Annotated in this window: 24 protein-coding genes; 6 read left to right on the top strand and 18 right to left on the bottom strand. The window is 40.3% G+C overall.

The annotated features are described in order from the left end of the window. Positions 1–12: 12 nt before the first annotated feature. Complete coding sequence (locus tag E5260_RS00585; RefSeq protein WP_003642904.1) at positions 13–471, bottom strand: PTS sugar transporter subunit IIA; 459 nt, start codon at positions 469–471, stop codon at positions 13–15. 170 nt (positions 472–641) lie between these two features. Here E5260_RS00585 and E5260_RS00580 point away from each other — a divergent pair, with 170 nt between their 5' ends. Further along, positions 642–2,693, top strand: a complete 2,052-nt coding sequence (locus tag E5260_RS00580) for a BglG family transcription antiterminator (RefSeq protein ID WP_003642905.1) — start codon at positions 642–644, stop codon at positions 2,691–2,693. Between the two features lie 139 nt (positions 2,694–2,832). Here E5260_RS00580 and E5260_RS00575 read toward each other — a convergent pair whose 3' ends face one another. The 5 genes from E5260_RS00575 to E5260_RS00555 all read right to left on the bottom strand — a co-directional run bounded on the left by E5260_RS00575 (position 2,833) and on the right by E5260_RS00555 (position 6,808). After that, positions 2,833–3,456 carry an HAD family hydrolase gene (locus E5260_RS00575; RefSeq protein WP_003642906.1) on the bottom strand — a complete coding sequence of 208 codons (624 nt, stop codon included), beginning with the start codon at positions 3,454–3,456 and terminating at the stop codon, positions 2,833–2,835. A 105-nt stretch (positions 3,457–3,561) separates the two neighbouring features. Then, positions 3,562–4,671, bottom strand: a complete 1,110-nt coding sequence (locus E5260_RS00570) for a zinc-binding dehydrogenase (RefSeq protein ID WP_003642907.1) — start codon at positions 4,669–4,671, stop codon at positions 3,562–3,564. Positions 4,672–4,700: 29 nt separating this feature from the next. Then, positions 4,701–5,972, bottom strand: coding sequence for a PTS galactitol transporter subunit IIC (locus E5260_RS00565; protein ID WP_003642908.1), 1,272 nt, complete (start codon positions 5,970–5,972; stop codon positions 4,701–4,703). A gap of 34 nt (positions 5,973–6,006) precedes the next feature. Next, complete coding sequence (locus tag E5260_RS00560) at positions 6,007–6,303, bottom strand: PTS sugar transporter subunit IIB (RefSeq protein ID WP_003642909.1); 297 nt, start codon at positions 6,301–6,303, stop codon at positions 6,007–6,009. Positions 6,304–6,337: 34 nt separating this feature from the next. Then, the gene (locus E5260_RS00555) at positions 6,338–6,808 is read right to left on the bottom strand and encodes a PTS sugar transporter subunit IIA (protein WP_003642910.1); all 471 of its coding nucleotides are present in this window, start codon (positions 6,806–6,808) and stop codon (positions 6,338–6,340) included. 323 nt (positions 6,809–7,131) lie between these two features. Here E5260_RS00555 and E5260_RS00550 point away from each other — a divergent pair, with 323 nt between their 5' ends. Both E5260_RS00550 and E5260_RS00545 read left to right on the top strand, forming a co-directional pair. Continuing rightward, positions 7,132–7,899, top strand: a complete 768-nt coding sequence (locus E5260_RS00550) for a DeoR/GlpR family DNA-binding transcription regulator (protein ID WP_003642911.1) — start codon at positions 7,132–7,134, stop codon at positions 7,897–7,899. A 168-nt stretch (positions 7,900–8,067) separates the two neighbouring features. Beyond that, a complete protein-coding gene (locus E5260_RS00545; protein ID WP_003642912.1) occupies positions 8,068–10,458 on the top strand; it encodes a phosphoketolase family protein in 2,391 nt (796 codons plus the stop codon). A gap of 79 nt (positions 10,459–10,537) precedes the next feature. Here the strand turns inward: E5260_RS00545 and E5260_RS00540 are convergent, their stop codons facing one another. The 7 genes from E5260_RS00540 to E5260_RS00510 form a co-directional block, all read right to left on the bottom strand. Then, the gene (locus tag E5260_RS00540; RefSeq protein WP_003642913.1) at positions 10,538–10,936 is read right to left on the bottom strand and encodes a YueI family protein; all 399 of its coding nucleotides are present in this window, start codon (positions 10,934–10,936) and stop codon (positions 10,538–10,540) included. A gap of 81 nt (positions 10,937–11,017) precedes the next feature. Further along, the gene (locus E5260_RS00535) at positions 11,018–11,578 is read right to left on the bottom strand and encodes a sugar O-acetyltransferase (protein ID WP_003643578.1); all 561 of its coding nucleotides are present in this window, start codon (positions 11,576–11,578) and stop codon (positions 11,018–11,020) included. Positions 11,579–11,658: 80 nt separating this feature from the next. Further along, the gene (araA, locus tag E5260_RS00530; protein WP_003642915.1) at positions 11,659–13,083 is read right to left on the bottom strand and encodes an L-arabinose isomerase; all 1,425 of its coding nucleotides are present in this window, start codon (positions 13,081–13,083) and stop codon (positions 11,659–11,661) included. Between the two features lie 51 nt (positions 13,084–13,134). Further along, entirely contained in the window at positions 13,135–13,863 is a 729-nt protein-coding gene (locus E5260_RS00525; RefSeq protein WP_003642916.1) for an L-ribulose-5-phosphate 4-epimerase, read from the bottom strand. 17 nt (positions 13,864–13,880) lie between these two features. After that, the gene (locus E5260_RS00520; protein ID WP_003642917.1) at positions 13,881–15,482 is read right to left on the bottom strand and encodes a xylulokinase; all 1,602 of its coding nucleotides are present in this window, start codon (positions 15,480–15,482) and stop codon (positions 13,881–13,883) included. A 16-nt stretch (positions 15,483–15,498) separates the two neighbouring features. Further along, a complete protein-coding gene (locus E5260_RS00515; RefSeq protein ID WP_003642918.1) occupies positions 15,499–16,899 on the bottom strand; it encodes a sugar porter family MFS transporter in 1,401 nt (466 codons plus the stop codon). Between the two features lie 294 nt (positions 16,900–17,193). Continuing rightward, complete coding sequence (locus E5260_RS00510) at positions 17,194–18,270, bottom strand: GntR family transcriptional regulator (protein ID WP_003642919.1); 1,077 nt, start codon at positions 18,268–18,270, stop codon at positions 17,194–17,196. 402 nt (positions 18,271–18,672) lie between these two features. On the opposite strand from E5260_RS00510, the gene E5260_RS00505 reads away from it, so the two are divergent. After that, positions 18,673–19,359 carry an N-acetylmannosamine-6-phosphate 2-epimerase gene (locus E5260_RS00505; RefSeq protein ID WP_003642920.1) on the top strand — a complete coding sequence of 229 codons (687 nt, stop codon included), beginning with the start codon at positions 18,673–18,675 and terminating at the stop codon, positions 19,357–19,359. Positions 19,360–19,497: 138 nt separating this feature from the next. Here E5260_RS00505 and E5260_RS00500 read toward each other — a convergent pair whose 3' ends face one another. Then, on the bottom strand, positions 19,498–20,703 hold the full coding sequence (locus E5260_RS00500; protein ID WP_003642921.1) for an NAD(P)/FAD-dependent oxidoreductase: 1,206 nt from the start codon (positions 20,701–20,703) through the stop codon (positions 19,498–19,500). Between the two features lie 467 nt (positions 20,704–21,170). Between E5260_RS00500 and E5260_RS00495 the strand changes: the two genes are divergently transcribed. Then, entirely contained in the window at positions 21,171–21,542 is a 372-nt protein-coding gene (locus E5260_RS00495; protein WP_003642922.1) for a TIGR02328 family protein, read from the top strand. Between the two features lie 195 nt (positions 21,543–21,737). Here E5260_RS00495 and E5260_RS00490 read toward each other — a convergent pair whose 3' ends face one another. The 3 genes from E5260_RS00490 to E5260_RS00485 all read right to left on the bottom strand — a co-directional run bounded on the left by E5260_RS00490 (position 21,738) and on the right by E5260_RS00485 (position 22,877). After that, entirely contained in the window at positions 21,738–22,286 is a 549-nt protein-coding gene (locus tag E5260_RS00490) for a folate family ECF transporter S component (RefSeq protein WP_003642923.1), read from the bottom strand. Between the two features lie 194 nt (positions 22,287–22,480). Next, entirely contained in the window at positions 22,481–22,615 is a 135-nt protein-coding gene (locus E5260_RS15335) for a hypothetical protein (protein WP_003643581.1), read from the bottom strand. Between the two features lie 16 nt (positions 22,616–22,631). Beyond that, positions 22,632–22,877 carry a GlsB/YeaQ/YmgE family stress response membrane protein gene (locus tag E5260_RS00485; protein WP_003643582.1) on the bottom strand — a complete coding sequence of 82 codons (246 nt, stop codon included), beginning with the start codon at positions 22,875–22,877 and terminating at the stop codon, positions 22,632–22,634. Between the two features lie 345 nt (positions 22,878–23,222). On the opposite strand from E5260_RS00485, the gene E5260_RS00480 reads away from it, so the two are divergent. Then, entirely contained in the window at positions 23,223–24,677 is a 1,455-nt protein-coding gene (locus tag E5260_RS00480; RefSeq protein ID WP_015826151.1) for a catalase, read from the top strand. A gap of 157 nt (positions 24,678–24,834) precedes the next feature. On the opposite strand, the gene E5260_RS00475 is transcribed toward E5260_RS00480, so the two are convergent. Further along, on the bottom strand, positions 24,835–25,272 hold the full coding sequence (locus tag E5260_RS00475; RefSeq protein ID WP_003642927.1) for a Spx/MgsR family RNA polymerase-binding regulatory protein: 438 nt from the start codon (positions 25,270–25,272) through the stop codon (positions 24,835–24,837). Between the last annotated feature and the right edge of the window lie 238 nt (positions 25,273–25,510).

The following is a 25,510-nucleotide window of genomic DNA, read 5'->3' as shown; positions in this document are numbered from 1 at the left end:
AATAGTACCCTCCTATTTTTGTAATTCTTGCTCATGTGCAATAACTTCTAAAATATCAACTTCACTAGTTGCATTTAACATAGCTGTCACCGCCGACTCATCGGTTAACAACTCCATTAACTCTTTAATAACGGCTAAATGGCTGTTATTATCTACCGCGGCCAATACGAACCATAAATTGATGGGGTGTTCATCATTAACTAGACTAATGCTATGATTTGTTTTTAAGATAGATAATCCGATTTCATGGACGTTACCCGCTGGTCTAGAATGTGCGAGTGCGATTTGTGGTCCGATATTGATGTACGGGCCTTCTGATTCCACCACATTGAGCATTTCCTTGATGTATCCATCTTCAATCGTCTTATTATTAATCAATGGTTCCGCAGCTAATTCAATTGCTTGCTTCCAATCTAGCCCTGTGCCTTCTGATACTTGCACAGTCTTTTTATTCAATAAATCCAACAGCATTTTTATTCATCCTCCTTTCTTGATATCGCTATTTATCTGACAATGACCAGTATAAACTTGAATAATAGCGCCACAAGTGCAACAATGTTTTTGAGAATAGTGCAACTTTGGCACTTTGGTACCTTAATGCTTTAATTTTTTAGTAGACTTAATACAGGGAGGATACTGAATTGCGTGTAAATTTCAGCAAACGAAAACATGGTAATGAATTATTAGAAATTCTATTGACGTCATCGGGCTACACCACAGCTAACTTCTTACAACAACATCTACATATCTCACGTCGTAGCCTATTCTATCTAATAAATAAAGTAAACGATGAGCTTGATCAGCATGCAGAATTTCCGATTACTAATGTTAAAAAACTAGGATATTACCTTCCAACTGACACGATCAAATTTCTGCATAAAATGACAGAAAAAGAAACTTCTAGCAAGATCATGACCAACAATGCTAAGCAACGCCAACTACTAATTGCATTTAGTATCCTCAACACTAGTGGTTGCTCGTTAGCGGACCTAACTTACCAATTTAATATTTCTAAGAACACAGTTATTAGAGATATCAAAGTACTACACTCACAACTAGCGCTATATCATTTACAAATCACCAATACAGAATCCGGTAAAATAATCACGGGTTCCCCGACAGCAGTTCGCAAATGGGTGTACGATCATGCTACTCAACTGAAGACACTCATTGAACAAACTAGGCGGGCTACCATTAAGCCCACTACCATAAACGACCAGATTAAACTCTTTGAAAGAATAACTGGAAAATATTTAACCGACGATGCAAGTATCACAATTCGACTATTTTTATATTGGTACTTAACTAACATTAGAGACTGTAATAACCAACTAAGTGATGTTATATCCGCACAAACTGACTTAACACTGGATCACATTTGGGCTAAAAGTTTTTTGAACGATTATCATATCGATAACTCTAATGAGGTTGACTACTTAGTCAAGTTGATCAATTCTAGTCAATTTGCTCATGTCAATTGGAATGACGACTTGATTCAAAAGTTAAAACCATTCTCAGTTCGAATGATTTCTAGTTTTAACCACCTCTCCGGCGCACATGTTTCAATCAAGTCGATTAGTGACAGTTTAACGGTTCACTTGCTTTCAACCTACTATCGTGCTCAATATAATATGCCATTTGAATACCCTGACTTAAAAAGTATTCAACAGCATTATCACCACACTTTTGAAATCACTCGTAAAGTTGTCGTACCATTTGAACAATATATTCATCACACACTTTCTGATGATGAAATCGCATTAATTGCCATTTACTTTGGTGGTGCTATTCGTGAGCAAAAAACAAGCACCCCAACACAAAATGAAGTACTTGTCGTTTGTTCTAGTGGCATCGGTACCAGTCGTCTATTACTTCAACAACTAGAAAGCCGTTACCGCGGTATTCATTTTTCTAGTCCAATGAATGTGCTTCAATACGAAAATTCAGATCTAAGTAATGTTCAGCTTGTCATCAGTACAATCAAATTGAACACCCAGCGCAACATACCAATAACTACCGTATCTGCTTTTCCTTCCGAGTTGGAGTGGAAGATCATCGATAATGCTATTATTAAGGCTGGGTTGGCAACTTCTGACACACTCAAGTTATTTAATGTGGATACACTATTGGATATTGTAGGCAACTACGCTATGATAAGAAATCCTATGGGTCTGAAACTCGCACTCAACGACTATTTGACCCAGCTAACTCAGGAACCACTATTAGCCGCACCCCAAGAAAATTTATCAGAATTAATCAAACTACTGCCGCCAGAACATGTTGGTTTTCTAAATCATCAAAAATCTTGGAAGCAGGCGGTGCGTACAGCACTGTCCCCCCTACTTGAAGACTATAGTGTTGAAAAAAATTATATCGATCAGATCATTCATTTAACTGAAAGTAACGGACCATACATGGTTATTGGGTCAGGCGTTATGTTGGCGCACGCTGCTCCACGTGATGGCGTTAATAATCTCGGTGCTACTTTCTTTTTACTTGATAAGCCGCTACCTGTTATGACAAATCAAAAAATGGTCCATGTAATTATTGGTCTAGCCCCCATAGATTACGAGAAGCATCTATCATTTATCAGTGACTTGATGACACAATTACAACAAAAGGATTGGTTAACTAATCTGTATCATTTGAATAATAAAAGGGACTTATTCAGATATTTGTATAAAGATAACTAGCTCGTCTTCATTTCATTTATTAATGTATCTAAAAGCAGAAGCCAAGAAACGAAAGTTGCTATCTTGGCCTCTGCTTTTAGAGTTAAAAAGGATTTTTTATTATTAAATAATGCGCTCTTTCCAGTCTAATCTCATTTACTTACTGAACTATTCCAACGATATCATTCGGGGTCTTAGCTTGATATTTCGCATTATTAAAATCGACATTCGGTAATGCTCCCCATTTAGCAACTACAAAATCAACGCCTGCATTCTTTGAAGCCTGCATATCAAAGATACTATCACCAACATACAACGTCCTTTCACGTGCTAAGTTAAATCTCTCTAATGTGTAGGTAATCGGCTCTCCACTTGGCTTTGGATTTTTAGTTAAATCAGCAGTAGTCACAATTGGCATCTTTGCGATAATCGGAAAATGACTGACTTCTTTATCAAATTGAACACGATCCTTAGATGTAACCACTCCCACTGTGAGATTCATTGCCAATAAATCATCTAACATTTGTTCAACTCCCACAAAATACGTTAGTTCATTCATATTCTCGTTAAATTCAATTAGATATCTGGCTAATACATTCTGCCAATTTTGAACACCAAATTCTCTCAGGATCATCTCACCGGGCTGGCCAATTCTCTTACGATATTCTTCAATTGGCATATCAACACCCTCGCGAACTGCCCCCTCCTTCAATAACTTAGCAATTAAGTCCGCTGAATTAATCAAGGTATTATCAATATCGAACAAGATATTTTGATACTTCATAAAGAACCCCCCCTGCTCCCAAAAAAGAGCACTAAGACAAATATCTCAGCGCTCTAAATTAAGGAGGTTATAATTTTAATATTCTGTCATTCAACTACAATTAGTTTAGTCTGCTAAATCTGGATCATCAGGATTAGAGGCAATCATAACTTTGAGCTCTTTACCGGCCATCATTGCATCAAAAGCGTCACGCCAGTGTTCAAGATCAAAGACCTTCGTAATCATTGCATCTTGGTTAATAGCACCCTTGCTTTCAAGATGTAAAGCAATCGCCCAATCATACGGATTTTGTGACCGTGAGCCACGATACGTAATTTCATGCTGAATAATTGAACGTTCATCTAATTCATTCATCGGCTTTGCAAAAAGACCAACCTGTTGGAAAGTTCCACCCTTACGGATCAATGGTAATGCAGAGTTAACCGCTGGCGTTGCACCTGAACAGTCATAAACCTTGGTAACGCCAACGCCATCTGTCGCATCCATCACGACCTTGGCCAAGTCTTCTTTTTGGGTATCTACAATAATGTCAGCACCTAACTCTTTAGCAATTTGTAAACGATCAGCATCCTTAGTGATCCCAGAAACAATAACAAAGGCACCAATTTCTTTGGCAATCTGCAATGAGAGTAGCCCCATTGGTCCTGGTCCCATAATTAATAAAGTGTCGTGTAACGTGAATGGTGTCTTTTGATACATAGCATGAACACAAGATGCTAAAGGTTCCGACATTGCAGCCATCTTGTAGGAAACGTTATCTGGTAAAATGTGAGCACTTTCCTCACGAGTTAGAACATAATTTGCCATTGAACCATTAGCTTTAGTTCCGATTCCTACACGGTTAGGACATAAATTATATTCTTTATCTTGGCAGTAAACACATGTGCCATCCGTTGCAAAAGTCGTTTCACTAGTCACCCGGTCGCCAGGCTTTAGCGTTTTAACATCTGGTCCCACTTCAACAACTTCACCTGAAAATTCATGGCCCAAAACAAGTGGTGTCACCGCATTGGCATACTGACCCTTAAATGTATGAATATCAGTACCGCAGATCCCAGTGTAGGCCACTTTTAATAAAACTTTGTCTCCTGTTACTTCAGGGATTGGAATTTGCTTCAGTTCCATATTGTCGTAACCAGATTCCGTCTTAACGACAGCCTCCATAGTTTTAGCGCCCTTTAATTCGTCAGTTTTAGTTGTTTTTACAGTATCCATAATCCATTTTCCTTTCTACGGATAATCCTTTAATTAAATAATGGTTGTACTAACTGTGATAGTTTCAAAATTAACCAGTTCAAGATGTTACCACCCGTATCCAAGTTAGTGACCTCTGATGCGCCCTTTGGAAAGGCAACAATACCGTGCATCATTGATGTCAACGTTGGCCCAAAGTCAGTTGCCATCAACAATGCAAATACCATTACGATAGTAGCAGAGAGTACAGAGTGGACGATATTTCCTTTACGACTAGGAACAATCAAGGCAGCAAAGAATGGAATTGTTGCTAAATCACCGAATGGCAATACCCGGTTACCAGGTAAAATAATGGCTAAGAATAACGTAATTGGTACCATTAATAGTCCAGTTGCCAAAGTAGCTGGTGACCCGGTTGAAAGAGCAGCATCCATTCCTAAGTAAATCTTCCGGTTCCCGTACTTCTCTTGAAGTAACTTTTGAGCACCTTCTTGAATTGGAATTAACCCTTCCATTAAGATCTTAACCATACGCGGCATTAAGAACATCACACCACCCATGGACATTCCAAGCTTCAAAATGTTCGGTACGCTGTAACCACCTAAGGCTGCTAGTAACATCCCAATGACAATCCCCATGACCATGGGTTCACCAAAGACCCCAAACCGTTTTTGAATTGTTTGTGGATCCACATCCCATTTTCTGATTCCAGGAATTTTGCTGACAACCCATCCAATTGGAATACCAAGTAGGCCATAAGCCGCAGCAGAACCAGTTGGAAAGCTAATGCCATCCAAGCCATAAAACTCAGCGACCTTTGGCGCAGTTTTATCAGCAATAATTAAGACAGCGATTTCATAGATAATCCCGCAAAGAATTGCAAACCACCAGTTTTTCGTCACCACATAAGCCGTAGCCGCGGCCGCAATCATATGCCAGTAATTCCAAATATCGATATCAAGTGTTTTAGTAAGATTTAACAAAATTAAGCCAACGTTAACGACTAAAATAATTGGAATCATGATAGCTGAGATCGGCTGTGCCCATGTCCCAGCAGAAACGGCAGGCCATCCAGCATCAATAATCGTTAAATGAAACCCAAACCGTTTAACCATCGCCTGCGCAGCAGGACCAACACTAGTTGTCAACAAATTGATGACTAGGTTAATCCCAATCATACCGATACCAACAGTAATCCCAGATGTGAGTGCCTTACCCGGTTTAACCCTAAAGATTAACCCAACAATAAAGATAATAATGGGAAGCATAACGCTGGGGCCGACATTAATGATGCTTTGTACAACATCAGATAATACTTTCATAATGCATCCTCCTGCTTAAAACCCTAGCTCTTAATTATTGTGCTTGAATTTCGCGTGCTTTAGTCAAGATTTCATCCTGCAATTTATCAACACCAAGACCAGTTAAAAAGCCCATTGCTTTAATCGCTGGAATCTTATATTCAGTTGGTAGTACAGTTGTTGAAATCAACATATCCGCGTCATCCTGCTTAGAAGCAGCTTCAGCAATCTTAATTTGAATCAAATTAGCGTCAATATTATTTTCGGCAAACAAATCTTCAACTTTTTTCATAACAACCGTTGAAGTGGCAATTCCGGCACCGCAAGCTACTAATACATTTAATTTTTTCATAATAATCTCTCCTCGTATTTCTTCTATTTATCTTTTATTTGCTTAACAACTGATGAATTTGGTTAAAGTTCTCGGCATTTTCCAATGAATTTACTAATGAATCATCTTGAATAATTCCCATTAATGCTTGCAGCATCTCTAACTGAGCATGTGGTTTATTCAGACCAAGCACAAAAACTAATTTTGCATCAACCTTTTGCTCTGGATCATCCATCCGACTAAAAGCAATTGGAGCATCATTAACAACCACGGCAACAAATTCTTTGTTGATTGTATCCGCGTCAGTATGTGGAATTGCAACACCTCGATGTTCCAGTTGCAAGCCAGTTGGAAAAGTTGATTCTCGCTTGATTATTTTCGGTAAAAATTGATCAGTTACAAACCCATTTTCCTGTGCCTTCGCGTTAATCGCTGTAAATAATTCCTTCGACGTTTTAAAAGAGGTGTGTAGAAAAATAAGTTGGTCTCTCAAATAATCACTTACTTCAACAAGGTTCTCACTCAAAATAAATCGCTCCCTTCGTATTTATATAAATGTAATCGCTTTCAACAGTTCAAATTGTATCATTTTGCAAATCTTTTGCAATACTTTTCTTTAAAAACTTTTTAAAGTGCTCTTTGCAAGCGATACTTTGCAAGGCAATTTACATAAAAAACACCAAATTATTATATTCACAAAGTTTATATAATCAGTATGTTAAGCGCTTACAAATCTGGGACAAAATTAATTATTTCATTCACTTTACTAAAACCAGATGCAAATAAATGCAAAATATATGATATTATTACAAATAGAAAATACTTTTATATTTTAGGGAGGTTAGCCCGATGGAAGTCATGCAACGTCAAAAATATATCCTAGACCAACTAAGGCAACAAGGAACAATCAAAATCACAGATATTAGTAAAGAAATTAGTGTCTCTCGCGAAACTGTTCGTAAAGATATTTACACTTTAGATAAACAGGGGCTAGTCCAAGCCATTCGTGGCGGGGCAACAACGCCACAAAGCGTCAATGAGACCAAGTATGGCAAACGACAGCATGAAGCCGTTGCGGAGAAGAAAGAGATTGCTACCAATGCACTTCGACTTATCCATGACGGCGAATCCATTTTCCTAGATTATGGCACCACGGCATTTCAAGTCGCTGAAAAAATCAAACATAGTCAACTAACTAACTTAACAGTTATTACTAACTCGACTTTCGTTTTAAATTCGTTACAGTTCGTTAAAGACATTCAATTCGTTCTATTAGGCGGCACTATGCGAACTAGCGAAGGGTCTCTATCAGGGCCAATTACATTAGATAACATTGATAATCTCTATGCAGATATCGGATTTTTTGGCTGTGGTGGCGTTGATCTGCAAGCAGGCATTACCAACCACTACATCGAAGAAGTTGAAGTTTCAAAAAAAATGATGTCACATTGTCGGATGAAAGTTATTTTGGCTGATCATACCAAATTCGAAAAAAACGCACTTTATAAAACTACAGACATTAGTAACGTGGACGCCATTATCACCGATGAACAATTAGATAGTCGGCTTGCGAAACAAATTCGGTTGGCTGACATCTCATTGATCAGCGGTAAATAAACAATAGAAGGACAAACAGTCAAGGGTACTTACATACCGCTTCCCTGTTTGTCCTTTGATGTTAAACTGATAGATTTGCCAAATATTGCTTGACTTTACAATTGAAACCGCTATCATAATAACCGTAATGATAAATAAAACAAATATTTGCAAAGGAGTTGCAAAATAATGAGTGAAGCAATTAAATCCAAAACAGTTGATTACTCTTCTGATGAATATCTAAAACGCGTTGATGAATATTGGCGTGCTGCTAACTACATCTCAGTTGGTCAACTCTATCTACTAAATAACCCGTTACTTCGGGAACCACTAAAGGCGACCGACGTGAAAGTTCATCCAATCGGCCATTGGGGCACGATTGCTGGTCAAAACTTTATTTATGCCCATTTAAACCGGGCAATCAATAAGTATGGCTTGAACATGTTCTACATTGAAGGCCCTGGTCATGGTGGTCAAGTAATGGTTTCTAACTCCTACTTAGATGGCACCTATACGGAAACGTATCCTAAAATCACCCAAGACAAAGCTGGGATGAAACGCTTATTCAAGCAATTCTCATTCCCAGGCGGGGTTGCTTCCCATGCCGATCCTAAGACGCCTGGTTCGATCCATGAAGGTGGCGAACTTGGCTACTCAATCCTGCATGGTGCTGGTGCAGTATTAGATAATCCAGGTTTAATTGCCGCTACCGTTGTTGGTGATGGTGAATCTGAAACTGGGCCATTGGCAACTTCTTGGCAAGTTAACAAGTTCCTTAACCCAATTACAGACGGGACAGTCTTACCAATCTTGAACTTAAACGGCTTCAAGATTTCTAATCCAACAGTTCTTTCACGTGAATCACATGAAGAACTTGAAGACTACTTTAAAGGTCTAGGCTGGGATCCACACTTTGTTGAAGGTACAGACCCTGCCAAGATGCACAAAATTATGGCTGAAGAATTGGATAAAGTCATTGAAGAAATCCACGCAATTCGTAAGAACGCCAAGGATAACAATGATGAATCTCGTCCTAAGTGGCCAATGATTGTTTTCCGGGCACCTAAGGGCTGGACCGGTCCTAAGAGTTGGGACGGCGAACCAATTGAAGGTTCATTCCGGGCTCACCAAATTCCAATTCCTGTCGATCGCAATCACATGGAACACGCCGACAAATTAGTTGACTGGCTCAAATCATACAAACCAGAAGAATTATTTGATGAAAATGGTACTTTAAAACCAGAAATTGCCGCAATCATCCCTGAAGGCCAAGCTCGTATGGCTGCTAACCCCGTTACTAACGGCGGTAAGTTAACTAAAGACTTAATTACACCAAATATCGATGATTATGCTTTGGACAACAAGAGTCACGGTAAGGAAGACGGTTCAGACATGACTGAACTTGGTAAGTATATCCGTGATTTAATTGAGTTGAACAAAGACAACAAGAACTTCCGTGGCTGGGGTCCTGACGAAACCTTATCTAACAAACTAGGCGCTGCTTTTGAAGATACCAAACGTCAGTGGATGGAACCAATCCACGAACCTAATGATGCTTTGTTAGCACCTCAAGGCCGGATTATTGACTCCATGTTGTCAGAACACATGGATGAAGGGATGTTGGAAGCTTACAATTTAACCGGACGTTACGGTTTCTTCGCAAGTTATGAATCATTCCTGCGCGTTGTGGATTCAATGTTAACCCAACACTTCAAGTGGTTACGGAATTCTCACGAAGAAACCCCTTGGCGGGCTGATGTACCTTCACTGAATGTGATTGCATCATCAACAGCCTTCCAACAAGATCACAATGGTTACTCTCACCAAGATCCAGGTATCATTTCACACTTGGCTGAAAAGAAGACCGAATACGTTCGTGCCTATCTTCCAGGTGATGCCAATACTTTGATTGCAACCTTTGATAAGGCTATCCAAAGCAAACAATTGATTAATTTAATCATTGCCAGCAAGCACCCTCGTCCACAATGGTTCACAATGGACGAAGCTAAGCGCTTAGTTCGTGATGGCCTTGGTGTTGTTGATTGGGCAAGCACTGATCATGGTGAAGAACCCGACGTTGTCTTCGCAACTGCCGGCTCTGAACCAACGACTGAAAGCTTAGCTGCCGTATCAATCTTGCATGCACGCTTCCCTGAAATGAAGATTCGCTTCATTAACGTTGTTGATCTTCTGAAGCTGAAGAAAGACGACCCTCGTGGTTTATCAGATGCTGAATTTGATGCTTTCTTCACTAAGGACAAACCAGTTATCTTTGCTTATCATGCATACGACGACTTAGTAAAGACCATCTTCTTCGATCGCCATAACCATAACTTACACGTTCATGGTTACCGCGAAGAAGGCGACATTACAACGCCATTCGACATGCGTGTTCGCAACGAACTCGATCGTTTCCACTTAGTCAAAGCTGCCTTATTAGCAACGCCAGCTTATGCCGAAAAAGGTGCCCATGTCATTCAAGAGATGAACAGCATTTTAGACAAGCATCATGACTATATCCGTGCTGAAGGTACCGATATTCCAGAAGTTGAAAACTGGAAATGGACTGCATTGAAGTAGAGTTTTAATCAATAATTCAGCGTAAATTAAAAGCGACTTTCAAATGAGAATTCATTTGAAAGTCGCTTTTTGCACATTATTAGTATTGCGGGTAACGCTTCATAATATCAATTTCTTTGCGATTCAGCGCATGATCAGCACACAAAATGATTGCAGCGCTTTCAGCATTATGCCGATAATGCTGACTATTCTTAATTGCAAATGGCATTGCACATCGATTAGCTAATCTGATATATTGTCCCAAAATCTCCATATCAAGACGACCATTAAATAATAGTTGATAATTACGTTTCTTTTTCATAACCTTCTCAAGAATCGTCGTCCAATCATAACGCATTGCTTCACTAAACGTTATTTTAAGCTCGATCCGCTCATAAAAAGTACCTAAGCAGCGATTTTGTTCATCAGGCTTTAGTAATGGCAGCCCTAAAACTGCATTTTTGACACGAGCGTCAATGTCTAAATCTTTATTTTGCATTTTCTCACCCCAAGAAGATAAGCGACTACACTAAAGATCACATTTCCAAATTACACGTTCAATAATAATCACTAATCCTTCTCATAATTCCCGAATCACCCGCGCTGGATTACCACCAACAACCACGTTATCTCCAAAGGACTTGGTGACCACACTCCCCGCAGCAACAATCACATTATTTCCCAATGTGACCCCTGGACAAATAATCGCGCCACCGCCAACCCATAAATCATCTCCTAGATTCACAGACTTACCAATACCCATGGCACCATTGCGTCGTAACTGAGGGTCATCAGGATGATTCACAGAATAAATTTGTACTTTGGGACCTAATAGACAGTGTTTTCCAATCTTAATCGGGGCCACATCTAAAATCACGCAGTCATAATTAGCAAAGAAATCTTCACCAACGAATAGGTTATACCCGTAATCACAACGAAAGGTAGCATGAACTTCAATTTTATCACCAGTCGCGCCAAATAATCGTTTAATTATTTGTTGGCTTTTATGGGGATTCGTCTCACCGAGCTGATTGAAAGCTTCTACTTGTTGCCGTGCTATGGCTCGCTCACCGACTAGTTCTGGGTCATAAACATTAAACAACTCACCAGCAATCATTTTGGCCTTTTCACTCTTAATCACACTAATCACTCCACTTCTGATTCTGAATAAAAATGGTTATGGCCACAATAAGTAACCACAACCATTTTGTGATATTCACTTTACTTTAAGAATGCCTTAGTCATGCCAACCATGGTTGCATAGTCTTCCATTTGTTCTTCAGTTAACGAGAAGGACAGCATCGTGTGGTGACCACCACCAGCTTGCATCCATTCTAGTGCACCTTTCTTTAAGCCCATCTTTGGGGTCCATAATTGCTTAGCAACTGGTAAATTAGGTGTTTCGGCTTCTGGCTTATTCGCATCTACCGCGTAGCTAATCATCTTGAACCCATCACGGAAATCGGCAACGGTGACATCAATTGCTTCACCTTCTGAACCAGTAAATACTAGGCGAGCAGGATCATCTTTACCCCCAATATCCAATGGATGAACTTCGACCCGTGGTTTATCACTTGCGATAGACGGATCAACTTCCAACATGTGTGAACCTAAGATCGCTTCATGACCATGACGCAAGTCTAACGTGTAGTCTTCCATAAAGGCGGTTTGCTTGTTGTGAGACATAATCTTCATAACCCGTCCTAAAGCAGCCGTCTTCCAGTCACCTTCAGCACCAAAACCATACCCATCACGAATTAATAATTGTGAAGCTAGACCAGGTAATTGCTCCATCCCCCAAAGATCTTCAAAGTTCGTGGTAAAGGCTGTGTAACCGCCTCTTTCTAAGAACCGCTTAATACCCAGATATTGTGCCAATTGAACCCGAACTGAATGTTTATACGTGTCCGCATCGTTATCACCTTGGACCATTTCATACCGAGACTCCAAGTCAGCGTATTCCTTATCAACATCAGCATCCGAAACCTTATTGATCTCTTCAACTAAGTCACCGATACCATAATAGTCAACTGTCCAGCCCATCTTAATTTGAGCCTCAACCTTGTCACCTTCAGTAACGGCCACATTACGCATTGTGTCGCCAAAGCGAGCAACCTTAACTTTAAAGCTCTCATTGTACGCTACGGCGACGTCTTCCCAACGTGCAATCTGCTCTTGCACATCTTCATCGCCCCAATAGCCGTAAACAATCTTATTATGTTTCTGCAACCGGGCGTTAATGTAGGCATACTCGCGGTCGCCATGGGCACTTTGGTTAAGGTTCATGTAATCAAAGTCAATGTCTGCATATGGAATATTATTCAAATATTGCGTTGCTAAGTGTAATAATGGTTTTTGTAACAGTTCAGTTCCACGAATCCAGTTCTTAGCTGGTGAGAATGTGTGCATCCAAGTAATAACACCGGCTACCTTATCATTGTAATTAACTTCTTTCATAAAGTTGGTGATACTTTCAGCCGTCGTCATAACATCCTTAAAGACTACTTTATAAGGTAACTTGCCGCTTGCATTCAATTTATCCGCAATATCTTGCGCATCCTTAGCAACAGACTTCAATTGTTCTTCACCATAAAGGTGTTGTGAACCGGTAACAAACCAAAACTCATAATCAGGTACTGATAACATAATTAAGCACTCCTCGTCTATTTGTATGTTTTTTAATTCAACTAATCCTTATTACTTGCGAACTGCATGATCCTTAGAATGCGCATTATTTTGACCATAATAGGCACTTGCACCATGCTTACGTAAATAATGCTTATCTAATAAATATTGTGGTAATTCGCTACTTGCACGGGTCAATTGCGCAGTATGATAATCTTCTTCGGCAACCACTTCCAACACTTTAGCATTGTAAACGGCTTTAGCTGGCGTTGGTCCCCAAGCAAATGGGCCGTGCTGGCTGACTAATGAGGCTGGTACAGCTTCATAATCGAGGCCCCGTTCTTGGAACGTCTTCACAATGGTTTTACCCGTGTTGCCTTCATAATCTGCTTCAATTTCTTCCTTAGTCAGCGCATCCGCGGCCGGCACGTCACCATAGAACGTATCAGCATGGGTCGTGTTCATAGCTGGCACATCCATTTGGGCAGCTGCATAGGCAACTGCCCATGGCGAATGAGTATGGACAATTCCGCCAATATTAGGAAAAGCGTTATATAACACCGTATGAGTCGGCGTATCACTAGACGGATTTAGTTTACCTTCAACCACTTCACCCTGTAAGTTAACAACGACTAAATCGCTTGGTTTTAATTCACCATAATCAACACCAGATGGCTTGATCACGAATAGGCCTTTTTCCCGGTCAATGCCCGAGACATTGCCCCAGGTAAAAGTAACCAGGCCCAGCTTCGGAAGCTGCATGTTAGCCTCATAAACTTCTTGTTTTAATGCTTCTAGCATTTTATTAACCCTCTTCTCTAATATTTGATTGCTTGCCCAGCCGCTGCTTCAACTGGTAAGCCAGCTTGATAACGTTGAATAAATTCACGATATCCGGCCACCCGTTCCGGTTCTGGACTCAACGTCATACTTTCTGGCTCTTTAAAGACTTCTTGATCTAAGAAATCTTCTAGGTTCATTGCAGTTTGCCGACAAGCAAAGTTGGCTAACACTGCCATCCCCCATGGGCCGCCTTCACCAGCAGTACTCATTACAGTAATCGGAATGTTCAGTGCGTTGGCCAATACTTGTTGGCCAATTACCGGCGTTCGGAACAATCCACCCTGTGCAATCATAACGTCCGTTTGAACATGTTCTTCGTTAACAAGAATATCCATACCAAGTTGGAGGGGTGCGAACGCCGCATATAATTGGGTCAACATAAAGTTCGGTAAACTAAATTTACTGTTTGGTGTCCGTACAAATAGCGGCCGACCAGCTTGAATCTTAGTAATATTCTCACCGGATTGATAACTATAATTAGCCAACCCTCCAGCATCCGCATCAGCGCGAGTTGATTCCAAGAATAACGTTTCATATAATCGATCCGGTTTCAATTCCATTCCCAACCGGGCTGCAAACTCACGAAAAATCGTTGCCCACGCATTAATATCTGATGAACAATTATTAACATGCACCATTGCAACTGGTGACCCATCTGGCGTCATAACAATATCAATATCGCGATAGACTTTAGACAATGGTTTATCTAGAACGTTCATCGAAAATGCTGAGGTTCCCACCGAGATGTTACCCGTGCGTTTACGGACGCTGTTCGTACCGACCATTCCTGTTCCAGCATCCCCTTCTGGCGGTGCAATAACACTGCCAGCGTCGAGCGTGCCGCTCTGATCAAGTAAGCTCGCCCCGGCAGCCGTTAACTTTCCAGCAATGGCTCCCGCTGGTAAAACCCGCGGTAAAATATGCTGGATATCCCATGAATACGGTTTAACTTTGTCAAGTTGGCTAAACTTGGTTAACATCGTCTGATTGTATGTGTCAGTCGTTTCATCAATTGGGAAAACGCCAGACGCATCACCGATTCCTAGAACTTTCTCACCCGACAATTTCCAGGTTACATAGCCAGCCAGCGTTGTTATGAAGTCCACCTGTTTAACGTGCGCTTCATTATTTAAGATTGCCTGGTATAAGTGCGCGATACTCCACCGTTGTGGAATGTTGAAATCAAATAATTCGGTCAATTCATCTGCTGCTTGCCCCGTAATGTTATTACGCCAAGTCCGAAACGGAACTAATAATTTCGCTTGTTGATCAAATGCTAGGTATCCGTGCATCATGGCACTAATGCCAATAGCATTGATATGCTTCAAACTCATGTGATATTTACTGCGGACATCTGCTGATAATTGCGTATAACTTTGTTGAATTCCGGTCCAGACATCTTCAAGTGCGTAAGTCCAAGTACCATCAACAAATTGGTTTTCCCAAACGTAACTTCCCGAAGCAATCGTATTAAAATCGTCCGTGATCAAAACGGCTTTAATTCGAGTTGAGCCAAGCTCAATTCCTAAAGAAACTTTGCCAGTTTTAATCGCTTGGGCTGTTTCAACTAAATTCATCTGACCTGCCTCCTAATTAATGACTCGCTTGTTGTACGGGTACTTGTTTGTGATGATTCGTTCCTGCTGCTTCAATCTCTTCAAGTGAGTGACCACGAGTTTCTGGAACACAGAATCGAACGAATAGCACTCCTAATACACAGATCACACCGAACACCGCAAAAACTGCTTCTTGTGACATTGAAGCCGTCATAATTGGGAATAATAACCCCACAGCCCATGACCCAATCCAATTGAATGAAGAAGCTAAGCCTGATGCCCGACCGCGAACTGCAAGCGGAAAGACTTCACCCACGAGCACCCAAGTCAATGGTGCCCAAGTGAATGAGTAGAAAGCCACGTAAATCGATAAGAAGACAACAATCATCATTGGACTTGCATTTGGCACCAAACTATTAATAACAGCTGGTAGCAGGAATGATAATGCCATGACGGAACCACCCAACATCAATAAAGTCCGCCGATTGAATTTTTCAGCAATCCAAATGTAAAGTAATGATCCTAAAACTAATAAGATGCCTTGAACAATTGGCCACATTAGTGCTGAACTTGCAGCACTACCGGTTGCCTTTTCAACGATTAACGGAATGTAGTAAAAGATTGCATTAGCACCTTGAAATTGTTGAAAAGCTGCAACCCCAACACCTGCCATGACTAAGTACCGATATTTCCCATTGAACAAGGTCGCCCAGGAGGTCTTTTCTAAATTGTTAGCCTCCGTTTGGGCTGTTGATTGAATCGCTTTAACTTCACTGTCAACTTCATCTGGTTTACGAACAAAAGATAAAACTTGACGGGCTTCGTCTAACCGATTGGCTTTAATTAAGAACCGTGGGGATTCCGGCAACTTCAAGACTCCCAGAAAGAGAATAATCGCTGGAACCGCTGCCAATCCTAACATTAGCCGCCATGACATATTCTCGGGTAGATCCTTCAGAATATAATCAACAATGTAAGAAATTAACATCCCCGACACAATCATGGTCTGATTAATCCCAGATAAACTACCGCGCAATCGTGCTGGTGCCATTTCAGACATATATGCAGGTACTAGTGCAGAAGCAGCACCCACGGCTAACCCCAAGAAGATTCGCATGCCAATCAAATAGTAAGTTCCGTTGTTAGGTGAAAAGCCACACAGAATCGAGCCAATTGCAAAAATCAATGATGACATCAAGATCATCCGCCGACGACCTAGTCGATCCGCCAACTGACCGGCAATTGCAGCACCAAAAATTGCGCCAAACATTACTGCTGATGTCACCCACCCAACCAATGTTGCATTAGTCAATGCCCAATCGGTTTTCAGAAACGGTAATGCGCCTGTCATTACCCCAATGTCATACCCAAAGAGAATGCCACCAAACGAACCAAAGAAGAAAATAAATTTACTGGAAACCTTTTTCTGCTTATCCAAAGTTGTTCCTCCTCATATCTGGACTTGTTAATAATTGCAAACCATTTTAGAAAGCCCTTTCAAAAAGAGTTGAATTTTAATTAACAACGTTATTACGATTCACCTTTTGATAAAACGCTTTCATTTTCGAACAACTACAGTCTAATATATTTATACGTATAAATCAACACAAAATTGTTTTATTAGTACAAATTATTTATTTCTTTTTCGATTTGTCACGGCTACTGGCTGTTTCAGGCACAAAAAAACTGTCCTAATCCGTTTTCGATTAAGACAGTTATAAGTTCAATAGGGTTAATTTAAGTCTGCTACTGAAGTGCGAACAATCAGTTTAGGCGTATAGACGATCGACTCTACTGGCTGCTTGTGCAACAACCGTAGCATTTGCCGCCCCGTATCCTCGCCCATCGTCGTCTTCTCATGATTCATCGTGGTAATTCCTGGACTCATGTACCGTGACATATGGTAATCATCAAAGCCAACAATGGATATGTCTGTTGGAATGTTTAATCCCTTCCCTTTGAGATAATCCATCACCCGAATTGCTAGTTGGTCATTGTAACAGGCGATTGCTGTTGGTCGCTCATTATTTTGCAGATAAGTATCCAGCCGATGCGCTAATTTTTCAAAAGGATCACCAGACTGATACATCAAAATATTACTCTTATATGAAATCTCAGGCTGCTCTTGATAAGCTTTCACAAAACCATTCATACGATGAACCCCCTGAGCATCATCCACCTGAAAAATACCCAGAATGCTCTCATGACCCATTTCAAACAAATATTCAATCATCCGCTGTTCGGCCTCTTGATCACTGGTTGTGACGGCTTGAAAGTCCAAATTAGGATAACTTGCATTAATGAATAACACGGGAATACCATTATCCTTAATTTCCTGATACAAGTCCATATTAGGATTGTCCAAAGCACTCTGAGTTGGTTCAATGATTAGCCCCGCAACCTTGCTATTGAGCATATTGATCAAATTTTTACGTTCACGTTGATGATTATTATGCGTATTGCCAAGTAGCAACGAGTAACCACCCTCCGAAATAACTTGATCAATCCCATAAATAATTTGCGGAAAGATATAATCTGCAACATGTGTCGCAATCACACCAATAATTTTACTGTCATGTTCACTCGACCAGTCCTTATGCCAATCTTGAACAAACATTCCCCCGCCTTGAATACGATAAATGAAATGCTCCGTTTCAAGGTCTCCTACAGCTCGTCGAATCGTATATCTTGAGACGGCAAAACGTTTCATCATTTCCGTCTCCGTAGGTAATTTTGCATCAATTGCATATTCTCCCGAAAGAATGGCTTCTTTCAGGGCATCTTTGACTTTTTGATATTTATTTTCCATACACTACTCCACTCAGTACTACCTATTTATTTATTCAAACTCAGGTCTGAATCTTCATGTTGCTCTTAACCACCGAACCAAAGCGCTAATATTATTGCTATCATTAAGCCAATTATCCCACGCCATTTCGTCAGTCAGCAATTATATTTGCTATTACTATTATAACAAACACAATTAATCATATAATTAGTTCTGACTCTATCAATTCAGATACTAGCGCTCCTAATTTATTAGCATTAATTTTATATTTATAAATTGTGCTGATAAATAAACGTGCTCTGGTCAATACACGCTAATTACTAGCGGAATTCCACCACTAAAAGATTAGCCTTGTCATATACGTCCCACTCAATTTATGATAACGTTATCATAAGTACAAATAATACGGGGAGAGACTATCCAATGAAAAATACATTCTTAAATACAGTTAAGGGATCATTAATTATCTCGTGTCAGGCGTTACCCAATGAACCACTGCATAGTTCATTTATTATGTCACGAATGGCCCTTGCCGCTAAGGAAGCTGGGGCCGCGGGTATTCGCGCTAATTCCGTTGTTGATATTCAGGCCATTCAAGACGAAGTTGATCTACCGCTCATTGGTTTAAGCAAAGTCGACTATCCCGACTCACCTGTTTACATCACGCCAACAATCAAAGAGATGCGGGGCGTTGCTGCTACAGGCTGTGCCGTAGTTGCCTGCGATGTCACGGGTCAGCCGCGCCCTAACGGTGAGAAATTGGCGGAGATTGTGACCACCATGCGAACAGAATTCCCTGATACCCTCTTGATGGCTGATACTGATACCATCGAGAACGTCAAAGTAGCGGATAAGTTAGGCTTTGATATTATTGGGACCACGATGCACGGCTACACACCAGCCACGACTGGTGCCAACATTGCTGATAATGACTTTGCCTACTTAAAGGAAGTCCTCCAAGCCACATCACGCCCTGTTATCGCTGAAGGTAAGGTGGATACGCCCGAGAAGATGAAACGTTGCCTTGACTTAGGGTGCCACGCGGTCGTTGTCGGGGGCGCCATCACCCGGCCACTCGAAATCGCACAACGCTTCATTAGCGCCTTATAATTTTAGACATTAAAAATAAAAGCCAGTCGTAAACAAAATAACTTACGGCTGACTTTTCATTTGTTACTGAACCATCGTTAATGATGGTCGATTTGTCCTGACGTATATTCACAATAGCGCAAATGTCTCATCCAGATACTATCCCGCTTGCTCTCTAATGGAACCTACCAAATCATCCGTGGCTGGAGCGTTCGCAAGCAATGCGCGAACATCATCAAGGTTCACCTTAACATTCCAGACTAAAACACCAACTAACTTACCGGCATCTATGAAATAGACAAGCGTTCCATGCGTTCGCCGATCAAAAATCAATTGCAATTTAGGATCAATATTACCGATTGCTTGCCAGGAAATATCAAAAATCATGGAATAGAAGTATGGGGTATGTTGATAGCTCATGTGAGCACCTGCCATATTACGGCCAACTAATTCACCAGAAAGTCGGGCATGGTCCACGTGCTCAATCCGTTGCCGACCCAAGATGTGATCTGGATAAGAGGCAATATCTCCAGCAGACCAGATGGCTGGGTCACTAGTATTGAGATACTCATTAACTTTCACACCACCATCAGCTAAATCCAAACTACTATCTTCAGCCAAACTAATCCGCGGCGTAACACCTAACCCAACAATAATTGTATCGGCTGCGATCACCGTACCGTCCTTTGTCAATAGAGTCAAATGATCACCTTGGCGTTGATATGATTGGACAAACTGACCACTCATCAGTGTGACACCATTACGTTTGAACGTTGCTTCATACTCAGCCCGAATGGACTCAGGAAATTTACCCTCGCCCAGCGCTTTTTCTGGGAAAATCATCGTAACTTTAGTCCCATTTTGAGTCAGTGACGATGCGAGCTCTGTACCAACATATCCACCACCAATGATCACAACTCGCTTGTTCGGACCACTAAATTTACGTAACTTGCGATAATCTGACCACTGTCTAAAGACTAGCACATGTGGATCAGCAGGTCCCTGGATTTGTCGAGGTTCTCCGCCAGTTGCCAGCAATAGCTGTTCATATTTGATTTGCTCACTATCAGTCACTGTAATAACCTTATCTTGCCGATTAATAGCCGTAACCGTTGTCTTGAACTTAAAAGTCACATTAGGATAATTTTCAGCACCAATCCGAATGTTCTCTTCAGTAAACTCATCATCTAGCCATAGCTTTTTACTCAGTGCCGGCCGTTCATACGGAACATCCGCCTCTTGCGAAATAACTAAGATTGCGCCCTCTGGATCTTCCTGTCGAATTCCCTTGATGGCATAGCCAGCAACCATTCCGCCACCAACAATGACGTATCGATAATTGTTTGTCTGATCCAAATCACTCATTTAATCGCCTCCATAACTTTACTTTTTCTAGGACCATTGTAATATAAAAACGCCATGATTCGAAAAATGACGCTCAAGATTATTAATCATTGATTCCTTTTATCAGAACAATAATTTTATTTGCATACCGCCAAACATCTATCAAACACCGCTGTGATCAAAATTTAGAACTGCTGCTAACACAACATAAAATAATGTTATTTTTAATTACTCAACCCAACTTTCAAGGTAAGCATTCTAAGGAATGTTTGATCATATCAGTTGTTGCTATGGCCGTTTTTTTTGATCTTGTACTAAACTATTGATCAATTCGCTATGCTATAATAATTGCGAATATTCACTTTAACTATCCGTCGTTTACAATCATCACCCGTTCAAAAGTATCAGTATATTCGGCATCATAATGATGAGTTGGTCCTTTTAATATTCACCTGTTAATTTTAAAATTCGATAAGGGAGTGTGGCCTATGCGTCTATGGCATGAACAATTAATCCATCAATTACCACGACAACAATTACTAGGTCAACACCGTGAGCTTGCCGCATTGAGAGGCAATGGTTGGGGTAAAAATCATGCAACCGTTAATTATGTTTTCAAATATTCCCCTTACAAGTTGTATCAATTTCATGTATTAGTGATGGATGAAATGCAACTTCGCGGCTATCATCCTAATAAAATATGGTATGATCCAAATTATCGTGGGCAGTTTTGCCCGCCTTATGATCACCTCACTCCTATTGCATTAACAACACCAATCTATCCAGAACACAACGCCAGCTACTTAGCAGAATGTGTCCGCAATTTAGCTGCTAAGGGAATTATCATGCCCACCACATAGCCGCTCTTTTATTTTGCTGGGTACCAACTCAACCATCGATACCCAAATTGTTTTTCCGCAGTCATAATAAGGCCAGTTAATATTAAAAAAGGTTGAACTAGACTTGAAGTGCAATAGAAAAGTTAGACTTATTTGTTTAACGATTGTAGCGCATTTCATACCATGTTCAACCTCTTTTTGTGGCATCCATCGATGTTATCTAAGCCCCATTCTATCAAAAACGTGTCGTTTTTCTAACGCCTTAATGAAGTAAAAAATAGCAATCACCTGTAATGGTATCTGAATGATGACGCGTGCCAATCTTCCCAACAATAACACTTTAAAATTAGTGCCAAATAGTACTGAAATCAGCCATGAGTCCATCATCAGACTAACAAAAATCATTACAAGTATTTGCGTCATCACAACGGATAACCAATTGACTGATTTACGATATAAAAACAAACCGTCAATAAATCCCCCTAAAAATGCAGTTAACAAAAAGGCAATCTGAAACGCGCCGGAACCAAAAATAGTAAAGCTTAATATATCGGAGATCATCTCCAAGAGACCACCCCAAATGGGACCATATAGATAACCAATACAAGCCATAGACAAAAAGCCAAAAGATAATTGAAAATACGCTGGTCCGATAGCAATTTTGTATAAAATAACGTCTAAGGCTAATAAGAAAGCCGATGTAGTCAGCACTAATAAATTCATTTTTGGCAACTGAAAAACATTTTTCGCAATAAGTTTAGACATAGGACAATCCTCTTTTTTTGATTTTAATCATACCCTCATTCTTAATAAAAGTAAATATTACTTTTATTCGATTGAAGGTAGTTTAAAATCGTCGCTCTTGATTTAGTTCCTTGAACTCAATGATATTACTCATACTAAAAGCCACTAACAGGTCAACTAGTACACCCATCAGTGGCTCATTGTAAAATTAATTTTTATCCATGTAACTTATCTTGTAATTTATCACCCAAGTTATCAATTCCCTTAGCAGTAAGTACGGTCCCACCAATAAGAACACCACTTACGATTAAGGTTGCAGCTAAACAAAACTTTAAAATGCTTTTAATCATCGCAATCATCTCCTTACTAATCCATCCGTGTCAGAACAAATGAGGTTATCGCAACAACAATCACACCACCAATAATTGAAGGAACAATTGCCATTCCGGCTAATTGTGGTCCCCATGATCCCAAAAGAGCTTCCCCAATTGCAGATCCAACCAATCCGGCAATAATATTACTAATCCACCCCATCGATTTACCTTTATTAGTAATAGCACCTGCAATTGCACCAATAATAGCACCAATGATCAAAACCCATAACCAATGCATAAAATCCCTCCTAGACTTATTAACCCGCTTAAATACAATAATAGAATTACACGAATATTTAAGCCGATTCATAAATGATTACTTCTTATAATTATCATTTTACAATTATCGATAATGATAGACAAATATAACACATTATTTAATAAATGGGTCGCTACTATTTCTCATGTGACGATTCCGGGTGGCCTAGAAAATATCAAACAGCTTGATAGCTGATTAAAATTAAACTACGCCACATGAACGATTAACTTAACTGTGCATAATGATTGAAGTCACTCTGTTAAGGTGTTAGCGTTTAAATTGTGCAAGAGCTTTCTTGTAATTTACGTGAAAAGGGCGATTAAAATGACGGAAAAATTAACGACGGAAACCGGCCAACCATGGGCTAACAATGAACATTCCCAAACGGCAGGAGCTCGTGGTCCCGTATTAATGCAAGACTATAATCTTTTGGAAAAACTAGCCCATTTTGATCGTGAACGAATTCCAGAACGGGTCGTTCATGCTAAGGGGGCCGGAGCAAAAGGTTTTTTTGAACTTGAAAACGACATGGGGGAATATACTAAGGCAGACTTATTTAATGGTGTCGGTAAGAAAACTCCCGTAATCTTAAGGTTCTCACAAGTTGCCGGTGAAAAAGGTTATCCTGACACCGTTCGAGACGTGCGCGGTTTTGCCTTAAAATTTTATACTCAGCAAGGCAATTATGATCTCGTTGGAAACAACACACCGGTCTTTTTTGTAAACGACCCTTTAAAATTTCCTGACTTCATCCATTCACAAAAACGGGATCCTAAAACGAACCGTCGTACACAAAATATGCAATGGGATTTTTGGGCTCATTCTCCAGAATCATTGCACCAGGTCACTTATTTAATGGGCGACCGAGGACTTCCTGCGTCCTATCGAACCATGAATGGTTACGGTTCCCATACTTTTAAATGGGTTAATCAGAATGGCGAACAGTTTTGGGTTAAGTATCACTTCATCTCAGACCAAGGCGTTAAAAATATGACTGCTCAAGCAGCTGAAAAAGCAATGAGCCAAGATTTAGATTATTTACAAGATGACTTATATGATGCAATTCAAGAAAAAAATTACCCATCATGGACGATGTATGTCCAAATCTTGCCATATGAGGAAGGTCTAAACTATAAATGGGACATTTTTGATGTCACTAAAGTCATCTCCCACAAAGACTATCCACTAATTAAAGTCGGCAAACTAACTTTAAATGAGAATCCCACTAATAACTTTACCGATATTGAAGAGGCGGCCATGTCGCCAGCAAATTTTGTTCCTGGTATCGAACCATCTCCCGACAAATTACTACAAGGTCGCCTATTCTCCTATAAAGATGCACAGCGATATCGGTTAGGTGCCAACTTTGAAGATTTACCCGTGAACAAGCCGGTTGTTCCAGTTCATAATTATGAACGTGATGGTTACATGAAAATTAATAATCAAGGTGCTGAGGTCAACTACGAGCCTAATGCACTGCATGGGCCAGAAGAGGTGCCGGATGCCGCACTTTCACCTGATTCTGTTCGTGGTGAAACACGCGCACAGCCTTATCGCTATCAAGTTGATTACACAACTCAAGCAGGCGACCTATATCGCTTAATGTCAGAACCCGAGCAAGAACGCTTAATTAATACTATCAAAGATGCGTTAGGCCAAGTTACTTTGCCTGGTGTCAAAGAACTCGAAATCAAGCAATTTTATGAGGCCGACAAAAACTACGGTACACGCGTGGCTAATGCTCTGGGAATGAATATTGCTGATATTATCAGTGATTAATATTTTGACCGGATGTTATCCAGCGCGATATTATTTTTGTTATAAAGAATGATGATGCCGTCTCATGGTTATTAACTAAAGAGCGACAGGTTAGACTCATATCGTGTAAGTCTAGCTTGTCGCTCTTTAATTAACAAAAAATCTTAGATATAGCTTACTACTCGACCATCCTTTTATTAATAATGTGATCCCCTGTATTACCATCTAGACGACTCAACAATGCATTGAACTTTAGTCGCCGAACTGGTCGTGGAATAAATTGGCGAATATCATCTTCATTAAAGCCAACTTGAATTTTACTATCACTAATGATGATAGGCCGACGTAACAACTTCGGATGATCACACAACAATTTAAGTGCCTCATTCAATGGCATTTCGGGTAACTTAGGCGCAATTTCAGGATAGTCTTTAGATCGAGCTGAGATAATATCGTCTACACCATGTTCGGTTAAACTCAAAATACGTTTTAGATCTTGCACCGTGGGCGAATCAACACTAAAATTTTTCTCCTTGAACTCAATCCCATGTGCTTCCAACCATTGCCGTGCAACTCTAGAAGAATGACAGCTTGATTGTGTATATAACCTAATCATTCCTAATCTGCCCCTCTCTCGTTAAAATTCATCACAGCGTATTGATCGACATTAACTTCTGCCTGTCACAACATCCTTTAAACTAAACGCATTCGTTACTGTCATGACCAATCCAATACCCCGTGAACACATCTTTATTATAGGCTCTGAACAAGGGACATACCGACCGTTTTAAGACGAATAATCTGAGGATAATCGTTTTAAGTACACTTTTAAACGGTTTAGGAAAGAACGAACC

Origin of the sequence: Lactiplantibacillus plantarum, from assembly GCF_014131735.1 — a bacterium.
GTDB classification, from domain to species: domain Bacteria; phylum Bacillota; class Bacilli; order Lactobacillales; family Lactobacillaceae; genus Lactiplantibacillus; species Lactiplantibacillus plantarum.
Note: the sequence above shows the minus strand (reverse complement) of the source record. Positions and strands in the feature narration are given on the sequence as shown.

Excerpts from the sequence above, each read along its gene's own strand:
- E5260_RS00585 (WP_003642904.1), bottom strand. The coding sequence starts at position 471 with ATGCTGTTGGATTTATTGAATAAAAAGACTGTGCAAGTATCAGAAGGC.
- E5260_RS00575 (WP_003642906.1), bottom strand. The coding sequence starts at position 3,456 with ATGAAGTATCAAAATATCTTGTTCGATATTGATAATACCTTGATTAAT.
- E5260_RS00570 (WP_003642907.1), bottom strand. The coding sequence starts at position 4,671 with ATGGATACTGTAAAAACAACTAAAACTGACGAATTAAAGGGCGCTAAA.
- E5260_RS00565 (WP_003642908.1), bottom strand. The coding sequence starts at position 5,972 with ATGAAAGTATTATCTGATGTTGTACAAAGCATCATTAATGTCGGCCCC.
- E5260_RS00560 (WP_003642909.1), bottom strand. The coding sequence starts at position 6,303 with ATGAAAAAATTAAATGTATTAGTAGCTTGCGGTGCCGGAATTGCCACT.
- E5260_RS00550 (WP_003642911.1), top strand. The coding sequence starts at position 7,132 with ATGGAAGTCATGCAACGTCAAAAATATATCCTAGACCAACTAAGGCAA.
- E5260_RS00545 (WP_003642912.1), top strand. The coding sequence starts at position 8,068 with ATGAGTGAAGCAATTAAATCCAAAACAGTTGATTACTCTTCTGATGAA.
- E5260_RS00540 (WP_003642913.1), bottom strand. The coding sequence starts at position 10,936 with ATGCAAAATAAAGATTTAGACATTGACGCTCGTGTCAAAAATGCAGTT.
- araA (WP_003642915.1), bottom strand. The coding sequence starts at position 13,083 with ATGTTATCAGTACCTGATTATGAGTTTTGGTTTGTTACCGGTTCACAA.
- E5260_RS00525 (WP_003642916.1), bottom strand. The coding sequence starts at position 13,863 with ATGCTAGAAGCATTAAAACAAGAAGTTTATGAGGCTAACATGCAGCTT.
- E5260_RS00520 (WP_003642917.1), bottom strand. The coding sequence starts at position 15,482 with ATGAATTTAGTTGAAACAGCCCAAGCGATTAAAACTGGCAAAGTTTCT.
- E5260_RS00510 (WP_003642919.1), bottom strand. The coding sequence starts at position 18,270 with ATGGAAAATAAATATCAAAAAGTCAAAGATGCCCTGAAAGAAGCCATT.
- E5260_RS00505 (WP_003642920.1), top strand. The coding sequence starts at position 18,673 with ATGAAAAATACATTCTTAAATACAGTTAAGGGATCATTAATTATCTCG.
- E5260_RS00500 (WP_003642921.1), bottom strand. The coding sequence starts at position 20,703 with ATGAGTGATTTGGATCAGACAAACAATTATCGATACGTCATTGTTGGT.
- E5260_RS00495 (WP_003642922.1), top strand. The coding sequence starts at position 21,171 with ATGCGTCTATGGCATGAACAATTAATCCATCAATTACCACGACAACAA.
- E5260_RS00490 (WP_003642923.1), bottom strand. The coding sequence starts at position 22,286 with ATGTCTAAACTTATTGCGAAAAATGTTTTTCAGTTGCCAAAAATGAAT.
- E5260_RS15335 (WP_003643581.1), bottom strand. The coding sequence starts at position 22,615 with ATGATTAAAAGCATTTTAAAGTTTTGTTTAGCTGCAACCTTAATCGTA.
- E5260_RS00485 (WP_003643582.1), bottom strand. The coding sequence starts at position 22,877 with ATGCATTGGTTATGGGTTTTGATCATTGGTGCTATTATTGGTGCAATT.
- E5260_RS00480 (WP_015826151.1), top strand. The coding sequence starts at position 23,223 with ATGACGGAAAAATTAACGACGGAAACCGGCCAACCATGGGCTAACAAT.
- E5260_RS00475 (WP_003642927.1), bottom strand. The coding sequence starts at position 25,272 with ATGATTAGGTTATATACACAATCAAGCTGTCATTCTTCTAGAGTTGCA.